Source organism: Paracoccus sp. pheM1, assembly GCF_018499825.1.
GTDB lineage: Bacteria > Pseudomonadota > Alphaproteobacteria > Rhodobacterales > Rhodobacteraceae > Paracoccus > Paracoccus versutus.
In genome coordinates this window covers 542,420-559,899 of record NZ_JAGXCX010000003.1, presented here as the reverse complement: position 1 = coordinate 559,899, position 17,480 = coordinate 542,420, and the positions used below count along the sequence as shown (strand labels likewise).

Here is a 17,480-nt window from a genome sequence, read left to right as displayed (position 1 = left end):
TCTTCCTTTCCGGGTCTCAGCGCGGCAGCGCAAAGGCATGGCCTTCATGCGCGGCGACATGCATCGGCAGGCCATAGATACTCAGCAGCGCCTCGGGTGTCATCAGGGCGCCGATGGGACCGTCCAGCAGCAGCCGGCCCGCCCCCAGCGCGACCACATGGTCGCAATAGCGCGCGGCCATGTTCAGGTCGTGCAGCACGACGATGGCCGAAAACCCCTCGTCGCGGCACATGCCATGGACCAGGTCCAGCACCTCGACCTGATGGGCCACGTCCAGGGCCGAGATCGGCTCGTCCAGCAGCAAGGTGCGCGCGCCCTGCGCCAGCATCATCGCGATCCAGCTGCGCTGGCGCTCGCCCCCCGACAGGGTATCGACCAGGCGGTGGCGCAGGTGGCCGACGCTGCAGCGCCGGATCGCGGCATCGACGGCGGCGTGGTCCTCGGCGCGAAAGCGGCCCAGCGCGCCGCGCCAGGGAAAACGGCCAAGCGCCACCAGCTCCTCGACCAGCATCCCCTCGGCCGGGGGCGTGACCTGCGGCAGATAGGCCAGGTCGCGGGCCAGCTCGCGCGGCGCCCAATCCGCCAGGTCGCGCCCGGCATAGGCGATGCGCCCGGCCGAGGGCCGGTTCTGCCCCGAGATCAGCTTCAGCAGCGTCGACTTGCCCGAGCCGTTGCGCCCGATCAGCGCCGTGACCATGCCGGGGCGGATCGTCAGGTCCAGCCTTTCGATCAGCCGGCGGCCCGGCACGTCATAGGTGACGCCCGACAGGGTGAACAGCGTCATGCGGATGTCCTTTTCATCAGCAGGATGAACAGCCAGGGCGTGCCGATCAGCGTGGCGAACAGGCCCAGCGGCAGGTCGTAGGGATAGCTTGCCGTGCGCGCGCCGAAGGCCGCCAGCAGCATCAGCACCGCGCCCAAAAGCCAGCTGCCGGTGCAGAAGGGCACGGCGCGGGCCAGGCCCATGGCGCGGGCCAGGTGCGGCGCCATCAGCCCGACGAAGCTGACCGGGCCGACCAGCATGGTCGCCGCCCCGGTGGCCAGCCCCGCCAGCAGGATCAGCCCCAGCCGCACCCGCGCCAGCGGCAGGCCCAGCGCGCGGCCGACCTCGGTGCCCAGCGGCAGGATTTCCAGCACACGGGCCGAGGCCACCAGCACGGCCAGCAACGCCAGCGCCAGCCCGGCCAGCGCGGCGGCGCCCAGGGCCGAGACCTGCGAGGCGCTGCCCGCCAGCCAGCCCAGGATCACCCAGGCCCGCCGGTCGTCCGAGGCCATGATCGCCCCCAGCACGGCCGAGGCCAGCGCCCCGATGGCCAGCCCCGCCAGCAGCAGCCGCGCCGGCGCCAGGTCGGCGCGCATGGCGAACCCCGCCAGCCCGGCCAGCGCCAGCGCGCCCCCGGCCGAGGTTCCCAGCGCCAGCATCAGCGGCCCCGCGCCGTCCACGGCCATGACCGTGACCGCATAGCCCAGCGAGGCGCCGCCGGTCACGCCCAGCACCTCGGGCGCGGCCATCGGGTTCGCGGTCAGCCGCTGCAGGATCGCCCCCGCCCCGGCCAGCAGCGCCCCGGCCGAGGCCGCGGCAAGGATCGCGGTGGCGCGCAGCGGCAGGAAGGTCTCGCGCAGTTCCGGGGCGATGAAGCCCCAGCCCTCCGGCCCGCGCCCGCCGAACAGGGTCAGCAGGCCCAGCGCCAGGCAGGCCGCGGCCAGCCCCGCCAGCAGCCGTGCGGGCCGCGGGGCGCGGCGGCCGCGGCGGTCGCCCGCCTCGGTCTGCTGGGGCACCTGCGCCTTCATCCGCGGCAGCAGCCAGATCAGCAGCGGCCCGCCGATCAGCCCGGTCAGCGCCCCGGTGGGCAGGCTGGGGCCGCCCGCCGCCGCCAGCGCCAGCAACAGCCCGTCGGCCAGCGACAGCACCAGCGCCCCCGCCAGCGGCGCCAGCATCAGCCGCTGCAGCAGCGTCCGCGCGCCCAGGCTGCGCACGATGGCGGGGGCGGCCAGGCCGACGAAGCCCACCAGCCCGACCTGGGCCGAGACCATGGCCGACAGCGCGACCGCCAGCAGCAGGGTGGCAAAGCGCAGCGGCGCCAGCCGCAGGCCCAGCCCATGCGCGCCCTCGGGGCCCAGCGACATCACCATCAGCGGCCGGGCCAGCGCCGCGGCGGCGGCCAGCGCCGGCACCAGCGCCAGCGCCATGTTCCGGCTGCCCGACCAGTCCACCTGCGCCAGCGCCCCGCCGTTCCACATCACCAGCGACAGCAGGTAATGCCCCTGCGCCAGCGTCATCGCCGTCGCCAGGGCCGAGGCCATCAGCCCCACCAGCATCCCCGCGATCGTCACCGTCACCGGGGCGAACCCCCGCCGCGCGCCCAGCGCCATGACCAGGAAGGTCGCGGCCCCCGCCCCCGCCAGCGCCACCGGCAGGTTGCCCCCGGCCAGCCAGCCGGGCGCATGGATCGTGGCCGCGACGATGGCCAGCTGCGCGCCCGAGGCGGTGCCCAGCGTCGTCGGATCGGCCAGCGGGTTGCGCAGCACCGCCTGCATCAGCGCCCCCGCCAGCCCCAGCGCCGCGCCGGCCAGCAGCGCCAGCACCCCGCGCGGCATCAGCCCATAGGCCAGCAGGATCTGCCCGACCGACATCCCGTCGATCCGCCAGGGCAAGGCCGGCCAGTCGGCCAGCGGCAGGGCCGACAGCGCGGCAATCGTCCAAAGCGCCAGCGCCGCCACCGCGCCCCCGACAAGGATCATGCGGTTCATCCCCGGCCCTCCAGCGCGGCGACAAGCTCGTGGCCGAAGCGCAGGGCCGAGGGGATGCCGGCAAAGGGCCGCAGTTCCGGCAGGCGATGCACCCGCCCCGCCCTGACCGGCGGCAGGCTGTTCCACAGCGCCGCCGAGCGCAGCGCGCGTTCGACCTGGACCGGTATCGCACCGGCCACCACCAGCCGGGCCTCGGGATATTCGGCCAGCCGCTCCAGCGGGATGGGCGCGGCAAAGGCAAAGCGGGTGCCCCCGGCCCAGGCATTGCGCATCCCCATCGCCTCCAGCGCGCCGCCGAACAGGCTGTCGGTGCCGAAGATGCGGATATGGCGGGAATCGCCCAGCTCGAACAGCAGGCAGGCGCGCCCGGCATGGGGCGCCGCGCGGCCGGCCAGCATGGCGAACTCGGCCGCGGCGGCGGCCTGGACCCGCGTCCCGGCAGCGGCGTCGCCCAGCCGCCCGGCCAGGTCCCCCAGCAGCGCCATCACCTTGGGAAAGGCCGGCTCGCCGGGGACGTAAAGCGCGCGGGTAAAGACCGGCGCGATGCGCGCCAGCCGCGGCTCGATGGCGCTGTAATAGCTCGAGGACAGGATCAGGTCGGGCGCGACAAGGCTCAGCGCCTCGAGATTGGGCGCCCCGCGCAGGCCCAGGTCGACGGTCGCGCGCGGCGGCTGCGCCACCGCGGCGTCGCGAAAGGCGATCAGCTCCGCCAGGGCGACGGGCGCATGGCCCAGCGCCATCGCCGTCTCGGCCATGGCCCAGTCCACCGCCGCCAGCCACATCCCCTGCGCCGCGAAAGCCGGCAGCGCCCCGCCGGCCGCCGCACAGGCGGCAGCCAGAAGGGCGCGTCGCGTCAATCCCTTGCCGGACAGTGTCACCATTTACGCGTCAAGCTTGCCTGCACGGTTCGTCCGTCGCCATAATAGCTGGAGTTCAGCCCGACGGCCGAAATATAGGTCTCGTCCGTCACGTTGTTGATGTTCAGCCGGCCGACGATGCCGTTTTCCCATTCGTAGCTTGCACCCAGGTCCACCAGCGTCACCGCCTCGAGCCGCTGCGTATTCGCGTCCGAGGACCAGCGAGAGCCGATATGGCGGATACCGCCGCCCAGTTGCAACCCCTGCATCGCGCCGGATTGGAATTCGTGCGACAGCCACAGGCTGGCGGCATGGCGCGGGGTGTTCGCCAGCTCGTTGCCGTCGTTGTCGCCCGAAACCTCGGTCGAGGCATAGGTGTAGGCGCCCTTCAGCGACCAGCCCTCGGCCAGTTCGGCCACGCCCTCCAGTTCCAGCCCGCGGATGCGCGCCTCGCCGATCTGGCGGGTGCCGGTGATCGGCCCCCCGCCGATCTCCTCGGTGACGGTGGTGTTGCGGTCGGTCTCGCGCAGGTCGTAAAGCGCCGCGGTGAACAGCCCGTCGAAGGCGGTGGGTTCGTATTTGGCGCCAAGTTCGAACTGCTTGCCATGGGTCGGCTTCAGCGGGTTGTTGTCGATGTCGAAGCCGGGCTGCGGCAGATACGAGGTCGAATAGGCGGCATAGACCGAAACGCCGTTGTCCCAAAGATAGCCCAGTCCCAGATGGCCGGTCAGCTGCTGGTCGTCGCGGGCATAGTCGGTGGTGCCGTAATTCGTCGCGCTCTGGCCGCTTTGCCGGGTCCATTCATGGCGCAGCCCGGCGGTCGCGCGCCAGTTGCCATATTCGATCTCGTCCAGCGCATAGATGCCGATCTGCCGTGCATCGACGGATTTGTTCGCCGTATACCAGGGCGCCTCCACGGTGACGCTGCCATAGGACGGCGCGGCATAGTCGATGGGGGAAACGGTGGAAAAGCCGGTATAGGCGCGCTCCTTCAGCTTCTGCGCATCGACGCCGAAGGTCAGGTCATGCGTCATCGCGCCCGAGGTGACGCGGCCCGCCAGCCGCAGGTCGGTGGCGATGGTGCGGAAGCTTTCCCGCTGGTTGATGACGCCGCGGCCGACCAGGGTGCCGCCGACCAGCGGGTTCAGGTAGATGCCGTCGTAATCCCAGTCGAAATCAGTATAGCGGAAGGTGTTGTTCAGCCGCCAGCCATTGCCGAAATCATGCGTCAGGCCAAAGCCGAGCGTGGCCATCTTGCGGTCGCTGAAATTGACCGAATCGTCGCCGAAATAGAACTCGCGCAGATCCTTGGCATCGACCAGGCCGACCAGTTCGTTCGGCACGCCCGTGGGCGAGATCGGCGCGTCGTCGTGATAGCTGGCCATCAGTTCCAGCTCGGTCGCCTCGCTCAGCGCAAAGCTGGCCGACAGGCCCAGATAGGCGCGCTTGTTGTCGATTTCCTCGACATCGGTCTTGTCATTGCCGCCCTTGGCGGTGATGCGATAGGCGAAGCGGTCGTCGACCACCCGGTTCGCATCGCCGAAAGCCGAGGCCGAGCCCTTGCTGTCCAGGCTGAACCCCAGCTCGGTGAAATCGCCATCGGCCTGGGCGCGCTTTTGCACCATGTTGACCAGGCCCGCCGGCGTGCCGGCCCCATAAAGCACCGAGGCCGGGCCGCGCAGCACCTCGACCCGCTCCAGCCCGTAAAGCTCGAACGCCGGGGCGCTGGTCGGGAACTGGGTCGAGCGCATCAGCCGCAACCCGTCCAGGAACTTGTCGTTCTCCAGGTTGAAGCCGCGCAGGAACAGGCTGTCGAAACGCGGATCGCCGCCGTAGTTCTCGGTCACGACGCCGGCGGAATAGCTCAGCGCCTCGGCCAGGTTCGTCGCGCCCTGCTCTTCGATCTGGGCGCGGGGCACGACCGAGACCGAGGATTGCGTCTCGAGGATCGGCCGGCCGGTCTTGGTCGTGGCCGATGAATGCGCGACCGTGCCCTCCAGGGGCGCGCTGGGGTTTTCGAACCCCTCGATCGTGACGGTATCCAGCACGATCGCCCCCATGAAGGTCTGGCGGGGATCCTGCTGGTCCTGGGCAAAGGCGCTGGTCGCCGCGACGGCAAGGACGCTGACGCCGAGAAGGAGCGGTTGGGCTTTGTTCATCTTGACCTGTTCTGTCCGCGAAAGTTTCCGAGCTATTAACTCGGGTATTTCCCGGCTGTCTTGAACGAGACCGCTGCGATTTGTTCAGGAATCCTGCAATCCGGCCCGGCGCCAGACCGAAGGCGGCATGCCGTGGACGGCGCGGAAGGCGCGCGACAGATGCGCCTGGTCGGCGAACCCGGTCGCATAGGCGATGTCGGCCAGCGACAGGGCCGGGTCGCGCATCATGTCGCAGGCCGCCTTCAGCCGCAGGCCGGCCTGCCAGCGTTGCGGCGTCTCGTTGCGCGATTGCTTGAAGGCGTGGAAGAACCGGCTTTCCGAAAGCCCGGCGATCCTGGCCATCTCGGCCACGGTGACATGCCGGTTCAGGTTCTGGTGCAGGTGGCGTTCCAGGGCGGCCAGCCGGCGCGCGGAAAGCCCGCCGCTGGCCGGGGCGGATGGCCGGGCCTCGGCATCGGTGGCGAAGATCTCGCCCAGCGTGGCCGAAAGCAGCGCGTCGATCAGCATGTCGCCCCGGCGCGGGGCGCGGACCTCGTCGGCGGCCAGCTGGCCCAGATGGGTCAGGCTGTCGCCCTGCCCGATCAGCCGCGGCATCGACAGGTCCGGCCGGATGTTCGAGGCCGCCAGCCGCTGCTGCAAGGCGCCGCCTTCCAGGTGGAAGTCCAGATGCATTTTTTCATGCCCGGCCTCGATGCGGCTCCACAGCGGGACGCCGGCCGGGACATACAGCGCCTGGATGCCGCGATGCTCGGCCTGGTCCACGCCGGTGCGCAGCGCCAGCGGCGGCGGCGCCTCGCCCAGGAAGATCACGATGCGCGGGTCCGGCGCGATGTAGAACCCGCCGCCGCCCGCCTCGCCCCGGACCGACCAGACATCCGCGATCGCGCCGCAAAAGCGGCGGAAGGACAGCGGCGCCAGGGTTCGCAGCCCGTGGATGCGGGTCTCCATCCGGGGGCGAAACTCTCTGTGGGGCGACATCTTCTCCTGCCTGGGTGCGTTGCTGGAAATTGCGGGCGCGGCCACGGGTCCGGCGCGGTGAATTGTTGATTGAAAAAGTCTGAATTGCAAGGCGCCTTGCCGGGCCAACGCTGCGGCACGGGCGGGCCTGCCCCGATCCGGCGGATTTCCCTCGCCCGGACAGGGCCTTGCGGCATCGGCACGATGCCGCCGCCGGGAAACGCGGCGGCCCGCTAGGGACGCGGCTTGCCCAGGATGGCGCGGTATTTGCCGACGGTGCGGCGCGCCAGCGGCATGCCGCGCCGCGCCAGCGCCGCGGCCAGCCTTGCATCCGAAAGCGGCTCGGCCCTGGGCCAGTTCTCGATCAGCGCCGCCAGGAGGCGCAGGACGCTTTCGCGGTCCACGCCCGGCAGGCGCGGGCTGACCGGCGCGGGCAGCAGATCGCGCAAGGGCACGGTCCCGCGCGGCGCCCGGATCGCCACCCCGGCGACCGCGCGGCTGACGGTGCTTTTGTCCAGCCCCAGCCTTTCGGCAAGCGCGGTCATCGTCAGCGGCCGCAGCCGCCCCCGGCCCAGCAGCCATGGCCCCTGCGCCTCGGCCAGGACCAGGCCGATGCGCCACAGCGTGCCCGCCCGGCCCCCGACCGCCGCGACCAGCGCCTGCGCGGCGCCGCGATCCGCTCCGTCTCCCGCCCCGTCACCCGCCCCATCGCGCAGCGCCAGCCCGGTCGGCGCGATCCAGCGCAGCTCGCCCTCGGGCGTCAGCTCCAGCTCGGGCGGCGCCGGCGCCGGGTCGTCGGACAGCGGACAGGGGGCCAGCCGGCGCAGATCCTCCAGCATCCCCGCCGCGTCCTCCAGGTCGCAGCCGCAATGCGCGGCGATGGCGGCAAGATCCGCAGCCGCCGCCAGGTCCAGCCGGTCCAGCAGCGTCGCGATCATCGGGTCGAAGCGGCCGCGGGCCTCAAGCCCCAGCCGCAGATGCTCGGCAAGCGAGCGGGCAAAGACGCCGGGCGGGTCGAGCCCCTGCAGCCGCGGCAACAGCGCCTCGATCGCCTCGGCGCTGCAGGACAGCCAGCCCGCGACCTCGGGCAGGGGGTCGGCGATCCAGCCGCGCTCGTCCAGGCAATGCACCAGGGCGCGGGCGATGCGCGCCTCGTCCGGGCGCAGGCGCATCAGCCCGACCTGATCCAGCAGCGCCTGCCGCACCGAGACGACCGCCGCAGGCTCGGCCGCCGCCGAAAGGGCAAGGAAGGGGTTGGCCGCCGCCTCATGGCGCAGGCGCCGGCGCAGCCTGGCGCCGTCCATGCGCAGCACCTCCAGCGACAGCCGCATCTGCTGGCTCAGCGACAGGCCCCTGATCTGGCGCTGCTCCTGCCGTTGCACGGCCCCCACCCCCTTGCTTGCGTCCTGCGACAGGTGTTGCAGCCCCTGCGACACCTGCGCCCCAAAAACCCCGGCAATTCCCGTTCCCGAACCTGGCACCGCCGTTGCTTGCATGATGGTCGGGAGGAAGGGACATGGTCAAGGTCGGCATCATCGCCAATCCGATTTCGGCCCGCGACATTCGCAGGGTGATTTCGCACGCGGGCAACCTGCCCATCAACGACCGCGCCAATATCGTGCTGCGCATGATGGCGGGGCTGGCGGCAGCCGGGGTGCAGGAGGTGGTGGTCATGCCGGAAAACGGCGGCATCCGCTTTCACCTGGAACGCAGCATCCGGCGCGAGGCGCGGCTGGGCCACGCCAATTTCCCGCAGCTGCGCTACCTGGACATGCCCGTCACCGCCACGCCCGAGGACAGCGCCCGCGCCGCCCGGATGATGGCGGCCGAAGGCGTCGCGGCCATCGTGGTGCTGGGCGGCGACGGCACCAACCGCGTCGTCGTGGGCGCCTGCGGCAAGGTGCCGGTGGCCGGCGTCTCGACCGGGACCAACAACGCCTTCCCGGAACTGCGCGAGCCGACGATCACCGGCTTGGCCGTCGGGCTGGCCGCGACCGGACAGGTGCCCCCGGACGTGGCGCTGCGCCCGAACAAATGGCTGGAGGTCACGCTGAACGACCGGCGCGAGATCGCGCTGGTGGACGTCGCCGTGGTCGAGGACCGTTTCGTCGGCGCCCGCGCCATCTGGAAGACCGCGGGCTTTCGCGACCTCTTCGTGACCTTCGGCCTGCCGCAGGCCATCGGCATGTCCGCCATCGCCGGGCTCTGCGACCCGGTGGACCGCGCCGCACCCGAGGGCCGCCATATCCGCCTGTCGCCCGACGCGCCGCGCCAGCTGCTTGCCCCCATCGCGCCCGGCCTGATCGACCGGCTGGGCATCGCGGGGGTCGCGCGCATGGCGCCGGGCCAGGCACATGTGCCCTCGATCCCCGCCGGTTCGCTGGCCTTCGACGGCGAACGCGAGCTGACCTTCACCGAAAGCGACCAGGTCTCGGTGCGGCTGGTGCCCGACGCCTTCCGCACCATCGACGTGCCCGCCTGCATGGCCCATGCGGCCGCGGCCGGGCTGTTCATCCGCAACCCAGACTGAACCATAAGGGAGGAGTTCATGTCCAATCCGTTTCCGCTGCCCAAGGAACGGCTGCTCGACGCCTATCGCAAGATGCGCACCATCCGCGATTTCGAAGAGCGGCTGCATGTCGATTTCGCCCGCGGCGAGATCCCCGGTTTCGTCCACCTCTATGCCGGCGAAGAGGCGACGGCGGTGGGCATCATGATGCATCTGCACGACCGCGACCGCATCGCCTCGACCCATCGCGGCCACGGCCATTGCATCGCCAAGGGCGTCGACGTCAAGGCGATGATGGCCGAGATCTATGGCAAGGCCACCGGCTGCTGCGCCGGCAAGGGCGGCTCGATGCATATCGCCGACCTGTCGCTGGGGATGATGGGCGCGAACGGCATCCTGGGCGCCGGCGCGCCCCTGGTCTGCGGCGCGGCGCTGGCGGCGCAGAAGCTGGGCCATGACGGCGTCGGCATCACCTTCTTCGGCGACGGCGCCTCGAACCAGGGCACGGTGCTGGAAAGCATGAACCTGGCCGCGATCTGGAACCTGCCGGTGATCTTCGTGGTGGAAAACAACGGCTATGCCGAATCGACCTCGGTCGATTACGCCACCGCCTCGGACAGCTACGTCGACCGGGCGACGGGCTTCGGCATGCCGGGGATCACCGTCGACGGCCTCGACTTCTTCGCCGTCCACGAGGCGGCGGGCGAGATCATCCGCCGCGCCCGCGAAGGCGCCGGCCCGACGCTGCTGGAATGCAAGAACGTGCGCTTCTTCGGCCATTTCGAAGGCGACGCCCAGACCTACAAGGCACCGGGCGAGAACGAATACAACCGCGCCCACAACGATTGCCTGACGCTGTTTCGCCAGAAGGTGACGGAAGCCGGGGTGATCTCGGACGCCGAGCTGGACGCCATCGACGCCGAGGTGGCGGCGCTGATCGACGAGGCCGTGGCCGAGGCCATCGCCGCGCCGCTGCCCGAGGCCGCGAAACTGACCGCCGACGTCTATGTGAGCTATTGAGGGAGGGACGGAACATGGCACGCATCATCAGCATGAAGGACGCGGTGAACGAGGCGCTGGATCAGGAGATGACCCGCGACCCCACCGTGATCATGATGGGCGAGGACATCGTCGGCGGCGCCGGCGCGCAGGGCGAGGACGACGCCTGGGGCGGCGTCCTGGGCGTCTCCAAGGGGCTTTACGCCAAGCACCCGAACCAGATGATCGACACGCCGCTGTCGGAAAGCGCCTATGTCGGCGCCGCCATCGGCGCGGCGACGGCGGGGCTGCGGCCGGTGGCGGAACTGATGTTCATCGATTTCATCGGCGTCTGCCTGGACCAGGTCTTCAACCAGGCGGCGAAGTTCCGCTACATGTTCGGCGGCAAGGCGGAAACGCCGGTGGTGATCCGGGCCATGTGCGGCGCCGGTTTCCGCGCCGCCGCCCAGCACAGCCAGATGCTGACGCCGCTGTTCACGCATATCCCCGGCCTCAAGGTCGTCTGCCCCTCGAACGCCTATGACTGCAAGGGGCTGCTGATCCAGGCGATCCGGGACAACGACCCGGTGATCTTCCTCGAACACAAGAACCTCTACGCCAGCACGGCGGATGTGCCCGAGGAACCCTATGCCATCCCCTTCGGCGAGGCGAACATCGTCCGCGAGGGCGGCGACGCCACCATCGTCACCTATGGCCAGATGGTCGGCCGCTCGCTGGAGGCCGCCGAGCTGCTGAAGAAGGACGGCGTGGAGGTCGAGGTGATCGACCTGCGCACGCTGTCGCCCATCGACATGGACACGGTGCTGGAAAGCGTCGAGGCGACCGGCCGGCTGGTCTGCGTGGACGAGGCGAACCCGCGCTGTTCCATCGCCGCCGACATCGCCGCCACCGTGGCGCAGGACGCCTTCGACGCGCTCAAGGCCGCCGTGCAGATGGTGACGCCGCCGCATGCGCCGGTGCCCTTCTCGCCCTCGCTCGAGGACAGCTACGTGCCCTCGGCCGAGCGCATCGCCGCGGCCGTCCGCAAGACGATGGAGAACTGACATGGCGGATATCACCCCGATCCTGATGCCGAAATGGGGCCTGTCGATGAAAGAGGGCAAGCTGGCCGCCTGGCATGTGGCCGAGGGCGCCGAGATCAGCCCCGGCGACGAGATCATGGATGTCGAGACCGACAAGATCGCCAATGTGGTCGAGGCCGCCGACGGCGGTCTCCTGCGCCGCCGCGTCGGCGTCGAGGGCGAGACCTATCCGGTGCGCGCGCTGCTGGCGGTGATGGCGCCGCCCTCGGTCCCCGAGGATCAGATCGACGCCTATGTCGCCGCCTACCAGACCCCCTCGGCCGGCGGCGACGAGGGCGAGGAAGGCCCCGGCTACCAGTTCGCCGACCTGCCCATGGGCCGCATCCGCTATGCCGAGCGGCCGGGCGAGGGCGTGCCCCTGATCCTGATCCACGGCTTCGGCGGCGACCTGGACAACTGGCTCTTCAACATCGACGCGCTGGCGGAAACCGCGCCCGTCTATGCCCTGGACCTGCCCGGCCACGGCCAGTCGGTGAAATCGGCGCGACCGGCGGGGCTCGACCTGATGGTGTCGACCGTCATCGCCTTCATGGACCACCTGGGCATCGGCCGGGCGCATCTGGCCGGCCATTCCATGGGCGGGCTGGTCGCCGGCACGCTGGCGGCGCGGCATCCCGACCGCGCGGCCTCGGTCACGCTGATCTGTCCGGCCGGCCTGGGCGCCGAGATCAACGCCGGTTACATCGACGGCTTCGTCCAGGCGACCGGGCGGCGCGATCTCAAGCCGGTGCTGGCGCATCTGTTCAACGACCAGTCCCTGGTCAGCCGCGCCATGGTCGAGGACCTGCTGAAATACAAGCGCCTGGACGGCGTGCCGGACTTCCTGGCCGAGCTGTCGGGGAACCTGTTCCGCCAGGGCCGCCAGGCCGAGCAGGTCGCCGGGGCGCTGGCCGCCTCGGGCGTGGCCGCGCAGGTGATCTGGGGCGAGGCCGATGCCGTCATCCCCGCCGCCCATGCCGCCGCGCTGCCCGGCGCCCAGGTCAACGTGATCCCCGATGCGGGCCACATGGTCCAGATGGAGCAATCGGCCGAGGTGAACCGCCTGATCCGCGACTTCATCGCCTGAACCGGCGGCCGCCCCGCATCCGGGGCGGCCCTTTGCAATGGGAGGAAAGACATGAGCAATTCCGTCGAGGGCCGCAGCATCATCGTTACCGGCTCGGGGCGCGGCATCGGCCGCTCGATCGCCGAGGGGCTGGCGCAGGCCGGCGCCCGCGTGGTGATCGCCGACATCGCCGCCGATACCGCCCAGGCCACCGCCGCCGAGATCCGCGCCGCGGGCGGACAGGCCATCGGCCTTGCCGTCGATGTGACCGACCGCGCCAGCACGCGCGAGCTGATCGCCCGCACCGTCGCCGAACATGGCCGGCTGGACGCCATGTTCAACAATGCCGGCATCGCGCAGGTCAAGCCGTTCAACGACATCACCGAAGCGGACTGGCACCGCGTCATGGACGTGAACGCCATGGGCGTGCTGATCGGCATCCAGGAGGCGGCACGGCAGTTCATCGCCCAGGGCGGCGGCGGCAAGATCGTCAACACCGCCTCTATCGCCGGCAAGCAGGGCTACGAGCCGCTGGCGCATTACTCGGCCAGCAAGTTCGCCGTGGTGGCGCTGACCCAGGCCGCCGCCCGCGCCTTCGGCAAGCACGGCATCTGCGTCAACGCCATCTGCCCCGGCGTGGTCGCCACCGACATGTGGAAGCTGATCGACAAGGGCTTCAAGGACGAGGGGCTGACCAGCCGCGACAACGAGGCATTCGAGGGCTTTTCCGCCGACATCCTGCTGGGCCGCCCCTCGCGCCCCGAGGATCTGGCGGGCGTCTCGATCTTCCTCGCCTCGGCCGGGTCGGACTACATGACCGGGCAAAGCCTGGTCGTCGACGGCGGCATGGTGCTGCTATGAGCGCGAAACAGAAACTGGCCGAGATGAACGCCCGCGCCGCCGCGCTCTACAAGGCCGACGGCAAGACCATGTCCGCATTCCGCGGCCTGATGGCCGCCGCGAACCGCGAGGGCAAGCTTGGCCCGGCGATGAAGGAGATGATCGCCCTTGCCGTCGCCATCGGGCGCGGCTGCGAGGATTGCATCATCTTCCACACCGCCGAGGCCAAGTCCCATGGCGCCAGCCGCGACGAGTTCGTCGAGGTTCTGGCCATCGCCATCGAGATGTCCGGCGGGCCGGGCACGGTCTATGCCGCCAAGGCGCTGGCCGCCTATGACGAATTGTGAGGCATCCCCATGAAAGCATTGCGTTTCCACGCCGCCAAGGATCTGCGGATCGAGGATATTCCCGAACCGCCCCGGCCCGGTCCCGGCCAGGTGCTGATCCGAAACCGCTATGTCGGCATCTGCGGCACCGACCTGCATGAATATGCCTCGGGCCCGATCTTCATCCCGACCGAGCCGCATCCCTATTCCGGCGCCCATGGCCCGCAGGTGCTGGGCCACGAGTTCGGCGGCGAGGTCGTGGCGGTGGGCGAGGGCGTGACCAAGGTCGCGCCCGGCGACCGGGTGGCGGTGCAGCCGCTGATCATGCCGCGCGGCGGCGAATATTTTGCCGACCGCGGCTGGCACAACCTTTCGGGCAGCCTGGCGCTGGTCGGGCTGTCCTGGGTCTCGGGCGGCATGGCCGAGATGGCGCTGCTCAACGACTACAATGTCGAGAAGATCCCCGACGGCATGACCGACGAAGAGGCCGCGCTGGTCGAGCCGACCGCCGTCTGCGTCTATGCCTGCGACCGCGGCCGGATCACGGCGGGGAACTCGGTGCTGGTCACGGGCGCCGGCCCCATCGGCATCCTGGCGCTGCTGACCGCGCGGGCCTTCGGCGCGACGCGGCTGTTCGTGTCGGATGTGAACGACACGCGGCTGGCGCTCGCCGCCGAGGTGGTGCCCGGCGTCGTCGCCATCAACCCGGCGCGCGAGGATGTGGGCGAGCGGGTGCGCGCCGGCACGCAGGACGGCATCGGCTGCGACGTGGCGCTGGAATGCGTCGGCAACGACCGCGCGCTGCAATCCTGCCTCGACGCGGTGCGCAAGCAGGGGGTGATCGTGCAGACCGGGCTGCATCCCGGCAAGGGCAGCGTGGATTTCTTCCAGCTGACCTTCAAGGATGCCGAGATCCGCGGCTCGTGGTGCTATCCGACCCATGGCTGGCCGCGCACCATCGAGCTGATCGCCTCGGGCGCCATCCCGGCCAAGCGGGTTGTGACCCGGCGCATCGCGCTGGACCAGGCCGTGGCCCAGGGGTTCGAGGCGCTCCTGGACCCCGCCGGCACCCAGCTGAAGATCCTGATCGACCTGTCGCACTGAGTCCTGCCGCCTCGACAAAGTTTTCCACCCGGCGCGGCCAAGCCGTGCTATCGTCGCGCCGGGCTTTGGGAGGAGCCGATGGGAGGTATGCAGGACACGGGGACGCATGTCCTTGAAATCTTTCGCGCGGCCGAAGGGCAATCCTCGCGCCGCGACGCGGATGTTCTGGCGTCCTGGCGGCGCTGCGTGAACGAACACCGGCTTGACCCGACCCGGCACCTGGGACCGCGCATCGTCACCCAGGGCGAGTTGCGCCAGCACCGCCAGGAATCCGAGGAACTGCTGCGCACGGCCCGGCACGGGATGGAGGATCTGTATCGCCGGGTCAACTCGATGGGCTATGTGCTGCTGCTGGCCAATGCGCGCGGCGTGACCGTGGACGCCATCGGCGACGCGCAGCTGGACCGCGAATTGCGCCATGCCGGGCTGATCACCGGCTCGGAATGGCACGAGCGCGACGTCGGCACCAACGGCGTCGGCGCCTGCCTGGCCTCGGGCCGGGCGATCACCGTGCATCGCAGCGATCATTTCGACGTGACGCTGACGCCGCTGTCCTGCACGGCGGTCCCGATCCACGACACCCAGGGCAACCTGATGGGCGTGCTGGACCTGTCGCACCTGCACGCGCCCCAGGACAAGATCAGCCAGGCGCTGACGCTGGAGGTGATGAAATCCTGCGCCCGCCGCATCGAGATGGCGAACCTGGTCTGCAACCACCGCTCGGACTGGATCCTGCGGCTGCATCCCTCGCCCGAATTCCTGGACGTGGACCCGATGGCGGCGGTGGCGGTCGGCGCGGACGGCCGCATCACCGGCATGACCCATAACGCGCATGAGCTGGTGAACCGGGATCTGATCGGCCGCCCCTTCAGCGAGGTCTTCGCCCATGAATTCGAGGATCTGCCGGTGCTGTCCGCGGCCCTGGCCCCGGTCGAGGGCGTGCTGGAGATGCAGTCGGGCGGCATCCTCTTCGCCCGCGCCGTGCCGCCCACCGCGCAGCCGCGCAGCCCCGCCGGCGCGGCCGCCCTGCCCGCGCCGCTGCTTGCCATTCACGGCGGCGACCCCGCCATGCAGCGCCTGGCCGAGCGCGCCGCCAAGGTGGTGGACCGCAAGATCAGCGTGATCCTGCGTGGCGAGACCGGGACCGGCAAGGAATTCATCGCCCGCGCGATGCACCAGTCCTCGCGCCGGCGCGGCCCCTTCGTGGCCATCAACTGCGCCGCCCTGCCCGAGGCGCTGATCGAATCCGAATTGTTCGGCTATGTCCCGAACGCCTTCACCGGCGCCCATGCGCGCGGCAAGAAGGGCCTGATCCACCAGGCGAACGGCGGCACGCTTTTCCTGGACGAGATCGGCGACATGTCCCTGCCCCTGCAGGGCCGGCTGCTGCGCGTGCTGGCCGAGCACGAGGTGCTGCCCGTCGGCGGAACCCGCGTCGAGCCGGTGGACATCCGCGTCATCTCGGCCTCGCATCGCGACCTGGCGGCGCAGGTGGCCGAGGGCAGCTTCCGCCAGGATCTCTTCTATCGCCTGAACGGGCTGGTGCTGGACGTGCCCCCGGTGCGCGCCCGCGCCGACCTGGAATGGCTGATCGACCGCATCGCCGCCGCGACCGAGGAAAGGATCGGCTTCACACCCCCCGCCAGGCAGCGGCTGCTGGCCCATGACTGGCCGGGCAACGTGCGGGAAATCATCAACGTCTGCGAACTCTGCGCAGCCCTGTGCGAAGGCCGCCCGGTCCAGCCGGACGACCTGCCCGCCCATATCGCCGCCGCCGCGGGGCAGCCGGACCGGCAATCGGAACATGAGCTGCTGGAATGCCTCAGGCAATGCCGCGGCAACCTGTCGGCGGCGGCGCGGCTGGCCGGGGTCGATCGCTCGACCTTCTACCGCAGGCTGCACCGCGCCGGCCTGATGGACCGCCGGCAAGGCTAGGCGGCGACGGCGGTGGCGGCGGAAAGACCCGCCACCCGGCCTATTTGTAGAAGCCTTCGCGCAGGGTGATGCCGTGTTCCAGCCAGGCCTTCATCGCGCAAAGCATCCCGGTCCAGCCCTCGCAATTGCCCAGGCAGCCCTTCAGCCCGGCCTCGGTCTCGGGCCAGCCGTATTCGCTGATCCGCACCAGCGTGCGCCCGTCCTCCAGCGGGTGAAAGGTCATGGTCACGGTGGTCCAGACGCGCGGCTCGCCCTCGGCCTCCCATTGCAGGACGATGCGCTCGTCGGGCACCACCTCCTGCACCAGCACCGGAAAGGCGCCGGGGAAATCGTGGAAGTCCCAGCTTACCTCGGCCCCGGCCTCCAGCCGCCCTTTGGCGCCGCCGGTGGTGAAGAATTTCGACAGGCTGTCGGGGTTAACCACGGCCTCGAACACCTCGCCGACCGGCCTGGCGATCCGGCCGCTGACGGTGAATTTCAGTTCCATGCGACGATCCTCCTTGTTCTGCCCTCCTTGCCCTGCATCCCATAATGTTATAGAAACGTAACATGTCAACCGAAGATCAGGACGACGCGCTGTTCAAGGCGCTGGGGCACCGGGTGCGGCGGCAATTGCTCGACCGGCTCAAGGCGGGCCCCCAAACCACCGGCGGGCTGTGCGAGGCGCTGCCGCAACTGGACCGCTGCACGGTCATGCTGCACCTGCGGGTGCTGGAGGCGGCCGGGCTGGTGGTGGTCGAGCGCCGCGGCCGCGAAAGGTGGAACCACCTCGACGCGCTGCCGATCCAGGCGCTGCAGGACCGCTGGATCGGCCCCTATGCCGCCCATGCCGCCGCCATGCTGGCCGGGCTGAAACGGGCGGCGGAAGACGGGCAGCCGCAGGACCGCGACAAGGCCCTGCCGAACTAGGCGCGCA

At 70.4% G+C, this 17,480-nt stretch carries 16 protein-coding genes; 9 read left to right on the top strand and 7 right to left on the bottom strand.

The annotated features are described in order from the left end of the window. Positions 1-16: 16 nt before the first annotated feature. The 6 genes from KF941_RS25415 to KF941_RS25390 form a co-directional block, all read right to left on the bottom strand. On the bottom strand, positions 17-784 hold the full coding sequence (locus tag KF941_RS25415) for an ATP-binding cassette domain-containing protein (RefSeq protein ID WP_036750516.1): 768 nt from the start codon (positions 782-784) through the stop codon (positions 17-19). Continuing rightward, positions 781-2,751, bottom strand: a complete 1,971-nt coding sequence (fhuB, locus tag KF941_RS25410; RefSeq protein WP_214274952.1) for a Fe(3+)-hydroxamate ABC transporter permease FhuB — start codon at positions 2,749-2,751, stop codon at positions 781-783. Before fhuB ends, KF941_RS25415 begins: the two co-directional genes overlap by 4 nt. Continuing rightward, positions 2,748-3,632: an ABC transporter substrate-binding protein gene (locus KF941_RS25405; protein ID WP_214274951.1), complete on the bottom strand. Its 885-nt coding sequence runs from the start codon at positions 3,630-3,632 to the stop codon at positions 2,748-2,750. The genes fhuB and KF941_RS25405 overlap by 4 nt, the downstream gene beginning before the upstream one ends. Next, positions 3,626-5,767: a TonB-dependent siderophore receptor gene (locus KF941_RS25400; protein ID WP_214274950.1), complete on the bottom strand. Its 2,142-nt coding sequence runs from the start codon at positions 5,765-5,767 to the stop codon at positions 3,626-3,628. Before KF941_RS25400 ends, KF941_RS25405 begins: the two co-directional genes overlap by 7 nt. Before the next feature lie 84 nt (positions 5,768-5,851). Next, the gene (locus KF941_RS25395) at positions 5,852-6,745 is read right to left on the bottom strand and encodes an AraC family transcriptional regulator (protein ID WP_214274949.1); all 894 of its coding nucleotides are present in this window, start codon (positions 6,743-6,745) and stop codon (positions 5,852-5,854) included. A 212-nt stretch (positions 6,746-6,957) separates the two neighbouring features. After that, a complete protein-coding gene (locus KF941_RS25390; protein WP_346429028.1) occupies positions 6,958-8,106 on the bottom strand; it encodes an RNA polymerase subunit sigma-54 in 1,149 nt (382 codons plus the stop codon). A 134-nt stretch (positions 8,107-8,240) separates the two neighbouring features. On the opposite strand from KF941_RS25390, the gene KF941_RS25385 reads away from it, so the two are divergent. From KF941_RS25385 to KF941_RS25350, 8 genes are all read left to right on the top strand, one after another. After that, a complete protein-coding gene (locus KF941_RS25385) occupies positions 8,241-9,254 on the top strand; it encodes an NAD(+)/NADH kinase (protein ID WP_214274947.1) in 1,014 nt (337 codons plus the stop codon). Positions 9,255-9,272: 18 nt separating this feature from the next. After that, the gene (locus KF941_RS25380; protein ID WP_214274946.1) at positions 9,273-10,253 is read left to right on the top strand and encodes a thiamine pyrophosphate-dependent dehydrogenase E1 component subunit alpha; all 981 of its coding nucleotides are present in this window, start codon (positions 9,273-9,275) and stop codon (positions 10,251-10,253) included. 14 nt (positions 10,254-10,267) lie between these two features. Continuing rightward, a complete protein-coding gene (locus KF941_RS25375; RefSeq protein WP_214274945.1) occupies positions 10,268-11,275 on the top strand; it encodes an alpha-ketoacid dehydrogenase subunit beta in 1,008 nt (335 codons plus the stop codon). 1 nt (position 11,276) lies between these two features. Continuing rightward, positions 11,277-12,380, top strand: coding sequence for an acetoin dehydrogenase dihydrolipoyllysine-residue acetyltransferase subunit (locus KF941_RS25370; protein WP_214274944.1), 1,104 nt, complete (start codon positions 11,277-11,279; stop codon positions 12,378-12,380). A 51-nt stretch (positions 12,381-12,431) separates the two neighbouring features. Next, positions 12,432-13,220 (top strand): glucose 1-dehydrogenase, encoded by a 789-nt coding sequence (locus tag KF941_RS25365; RefSeq protein ID WP_072461817.1) that lies wholly within the window; start codon positions 12,432-12,434, stop codon positions 13,218-13,220. Then, positions 13,217-13,546, top strand: a complete 330-nt coding sequence (locus tag KF941_RS25360) for a carboxymuconolactone decarboxylase family protein (RefSeq protein WP_214274943.1) — start codon at positions 13,217-13,219, stop codon at positions 13,544-13,546. The genes KF941_RS25365 and KF941_RS25360 overlap by 4 nt, the downstream gene beginning before the upstream one ends. A 9-nt stretch (positions 13,547-13,555) precedes the next feature. Continuing rightward, positions 13,556-14,629: a 2,3-butanediol dehydrogenase gene (locus KF941_RS25355; protein WP_214274942.1), complete on the top strand. Its 1,074-nt coding sequence runs from the start codon at positions 13,556-13,558 to the stop codon at positions 14,627-14,629. Between the two features lie 78 nt (positions 14,630-14,707). Beyond that, on the top strand, positions 14,708-16,564 hold the full coding sequence (locus KF941_RS25350; RefSeq protein WP_214274941.1) for a sigma-54-dependent Fis family transcriptional regulator: 1,857 nt from the start codon (positions 14,708-14,710) through the stop codon (positions 16,562-16,564). Between the two features lie 40 nt (positions 16,565-16,604). Here KF941_RS25350 and KF941_RS25345 read toward each other — a convergent pair whose 3' ends face one another. Further along, positions 16,605-17,051 carry an SRPBCC family protein gene (locus KF941_RS25345; RefSeq protein WP_214274940.1) on the bottom strand — a complete coding sequence of 149 codons (447 nt, stop codon included), beginning with the start codon at positions 17,049-17,051 and terminating at the stop codon, positions 16,605-16,607. 62 nt (positions 17,052-17,113) lie between these two features. Here KF941_RS25345 and KF941_RS25340 point away from each other — a divergent pair, with 62 nt between their 5' ends. Continuing rightward, on the top strand, positions 17,114-17,473 hold the full coding sequence (locus KF941_RS25340) for a helix-turn-helix domain-containing protein (RefSeq protein WP_214274939.1): 360 nt from the start codon (positions 17,114-17,116) through the stop codon (positions 17,471-17,473). Positions 17,474-17,480: the final 7 nt, after the last annotated feature.

What these genes read in the sequence shown, in the direction of transcription:
- KF941_RS25400 (WP_214274950.1), bottom strand. Translation starts at nt 5,767, where the DNA reads ATGAACAAAGCCCAACCGCTCCTTCTCGGCGTCAGCGTCCTTGCCGTC.
- KF941_RS25355 (WP_214274942.1), top strand. Translation starts at nt 13,556, where the DNA reads ATGAAAGCATTGCGTTTCCACGCCGCCAAGGATCTGCGGATCGAGGAT.
- KF941_RS25380 (WP_214274946.1), top strand. Translation starts at nt 9,273, where the DNA reads ATGTCCAATCCGTTTCCGCTGCCCAAGGAACGGCTGCTCGACGCCTAT.
- KF941_RS25365 (WP_072461817.1), top strand. Translation starts at nt 12,432, where the DNA reads ATGAGCAATTCCGTCGAGGGCCGCAGCATCATCGTTACCGGCTCGGGG.
- KF941_RS25395 (WP_214274949.1), bottom strand. Translation starts at nt 6,745, where the DNA reads ATGTCGCCCCACAGAGAGTTTCGCCCCCGGATGGAGACCCGCATCCAC.
- KF941_RS25345 (WP_214274940.1), bottom strand. Translation starts at nt 17,051, where the DNA reads ATGGAACTGAAATTCACCGTCAGCGGCCGGATCGCCAGGCCGGTCGGC.
- KF941_RS25405 (WP_214274951.1), bottom strand. Translation starts at nt 3,632, where the DNA reads ATGGTGACACTGTCCGGCAAGGGATTGACGCGACGCGCCCTTCTGGCT.
- KF941_RS25340 (WP_214274939.1), top strand. Translation starts at nt 17,114, where the DNA reads ATGTCAACCGAAGATCAGGACGACGCGCTGTTCAAGGCGCTGGGGCAC.
- KF941_RS25350 (WP_214274941.1), top strand. Translation starts at nt 14,708, where the DNA reads ATGGGAGGTATGCAGGACACGGGGACGCATGTCCTTGAAATCTTTCGC.
- KF941_RS25360 (WP_214274943.1), top strand. Translation starts at nt 13,217, where the DNA reads ATGAGCGCGAAACAGAAACTGGCCGAGATGAACGCCCGCGCCGCCGCG.
- KF941_RS25385 (WP_214274947.1), top strand. Translation starts at nt 8,241, where the DNA reads ATGGTCAAGGTCGGCATCATCGCCAATCCGATTTCGGCCCGCGACATT.
- KF941_RS25415 (WP_036750516.1), bottom strand. Translation starts at nt 784, where the DNA reads ATGACGCTGTTCACCCTGTCGGGCGTCACCTATGACGTGCCGGGCCGC.
- KF941_RS25375 (WP_214274945.1), top strand. Translation starts at nt 10,268, where the DNA reads ATGGCACGCATCATCAGCATGAAGGACGCGGTGAACGAGGCGCTGGAT.
- fhuB (WP_214274952.1), bottom strand. Translation starts at nt 2,751, where the DNA reads ATGAACCGCATGATCCTTGTCGGGGGCGCGGTGGCGGCGCTGGCGCTT.
- KF941_RS25370 (WP_214274944.1), top strand. Translation starts at nt 11,277, where the DNA reads ATGGCGGATATCACCCCGATCCTGATGCCGAAATGGGGCCTGTCGATG.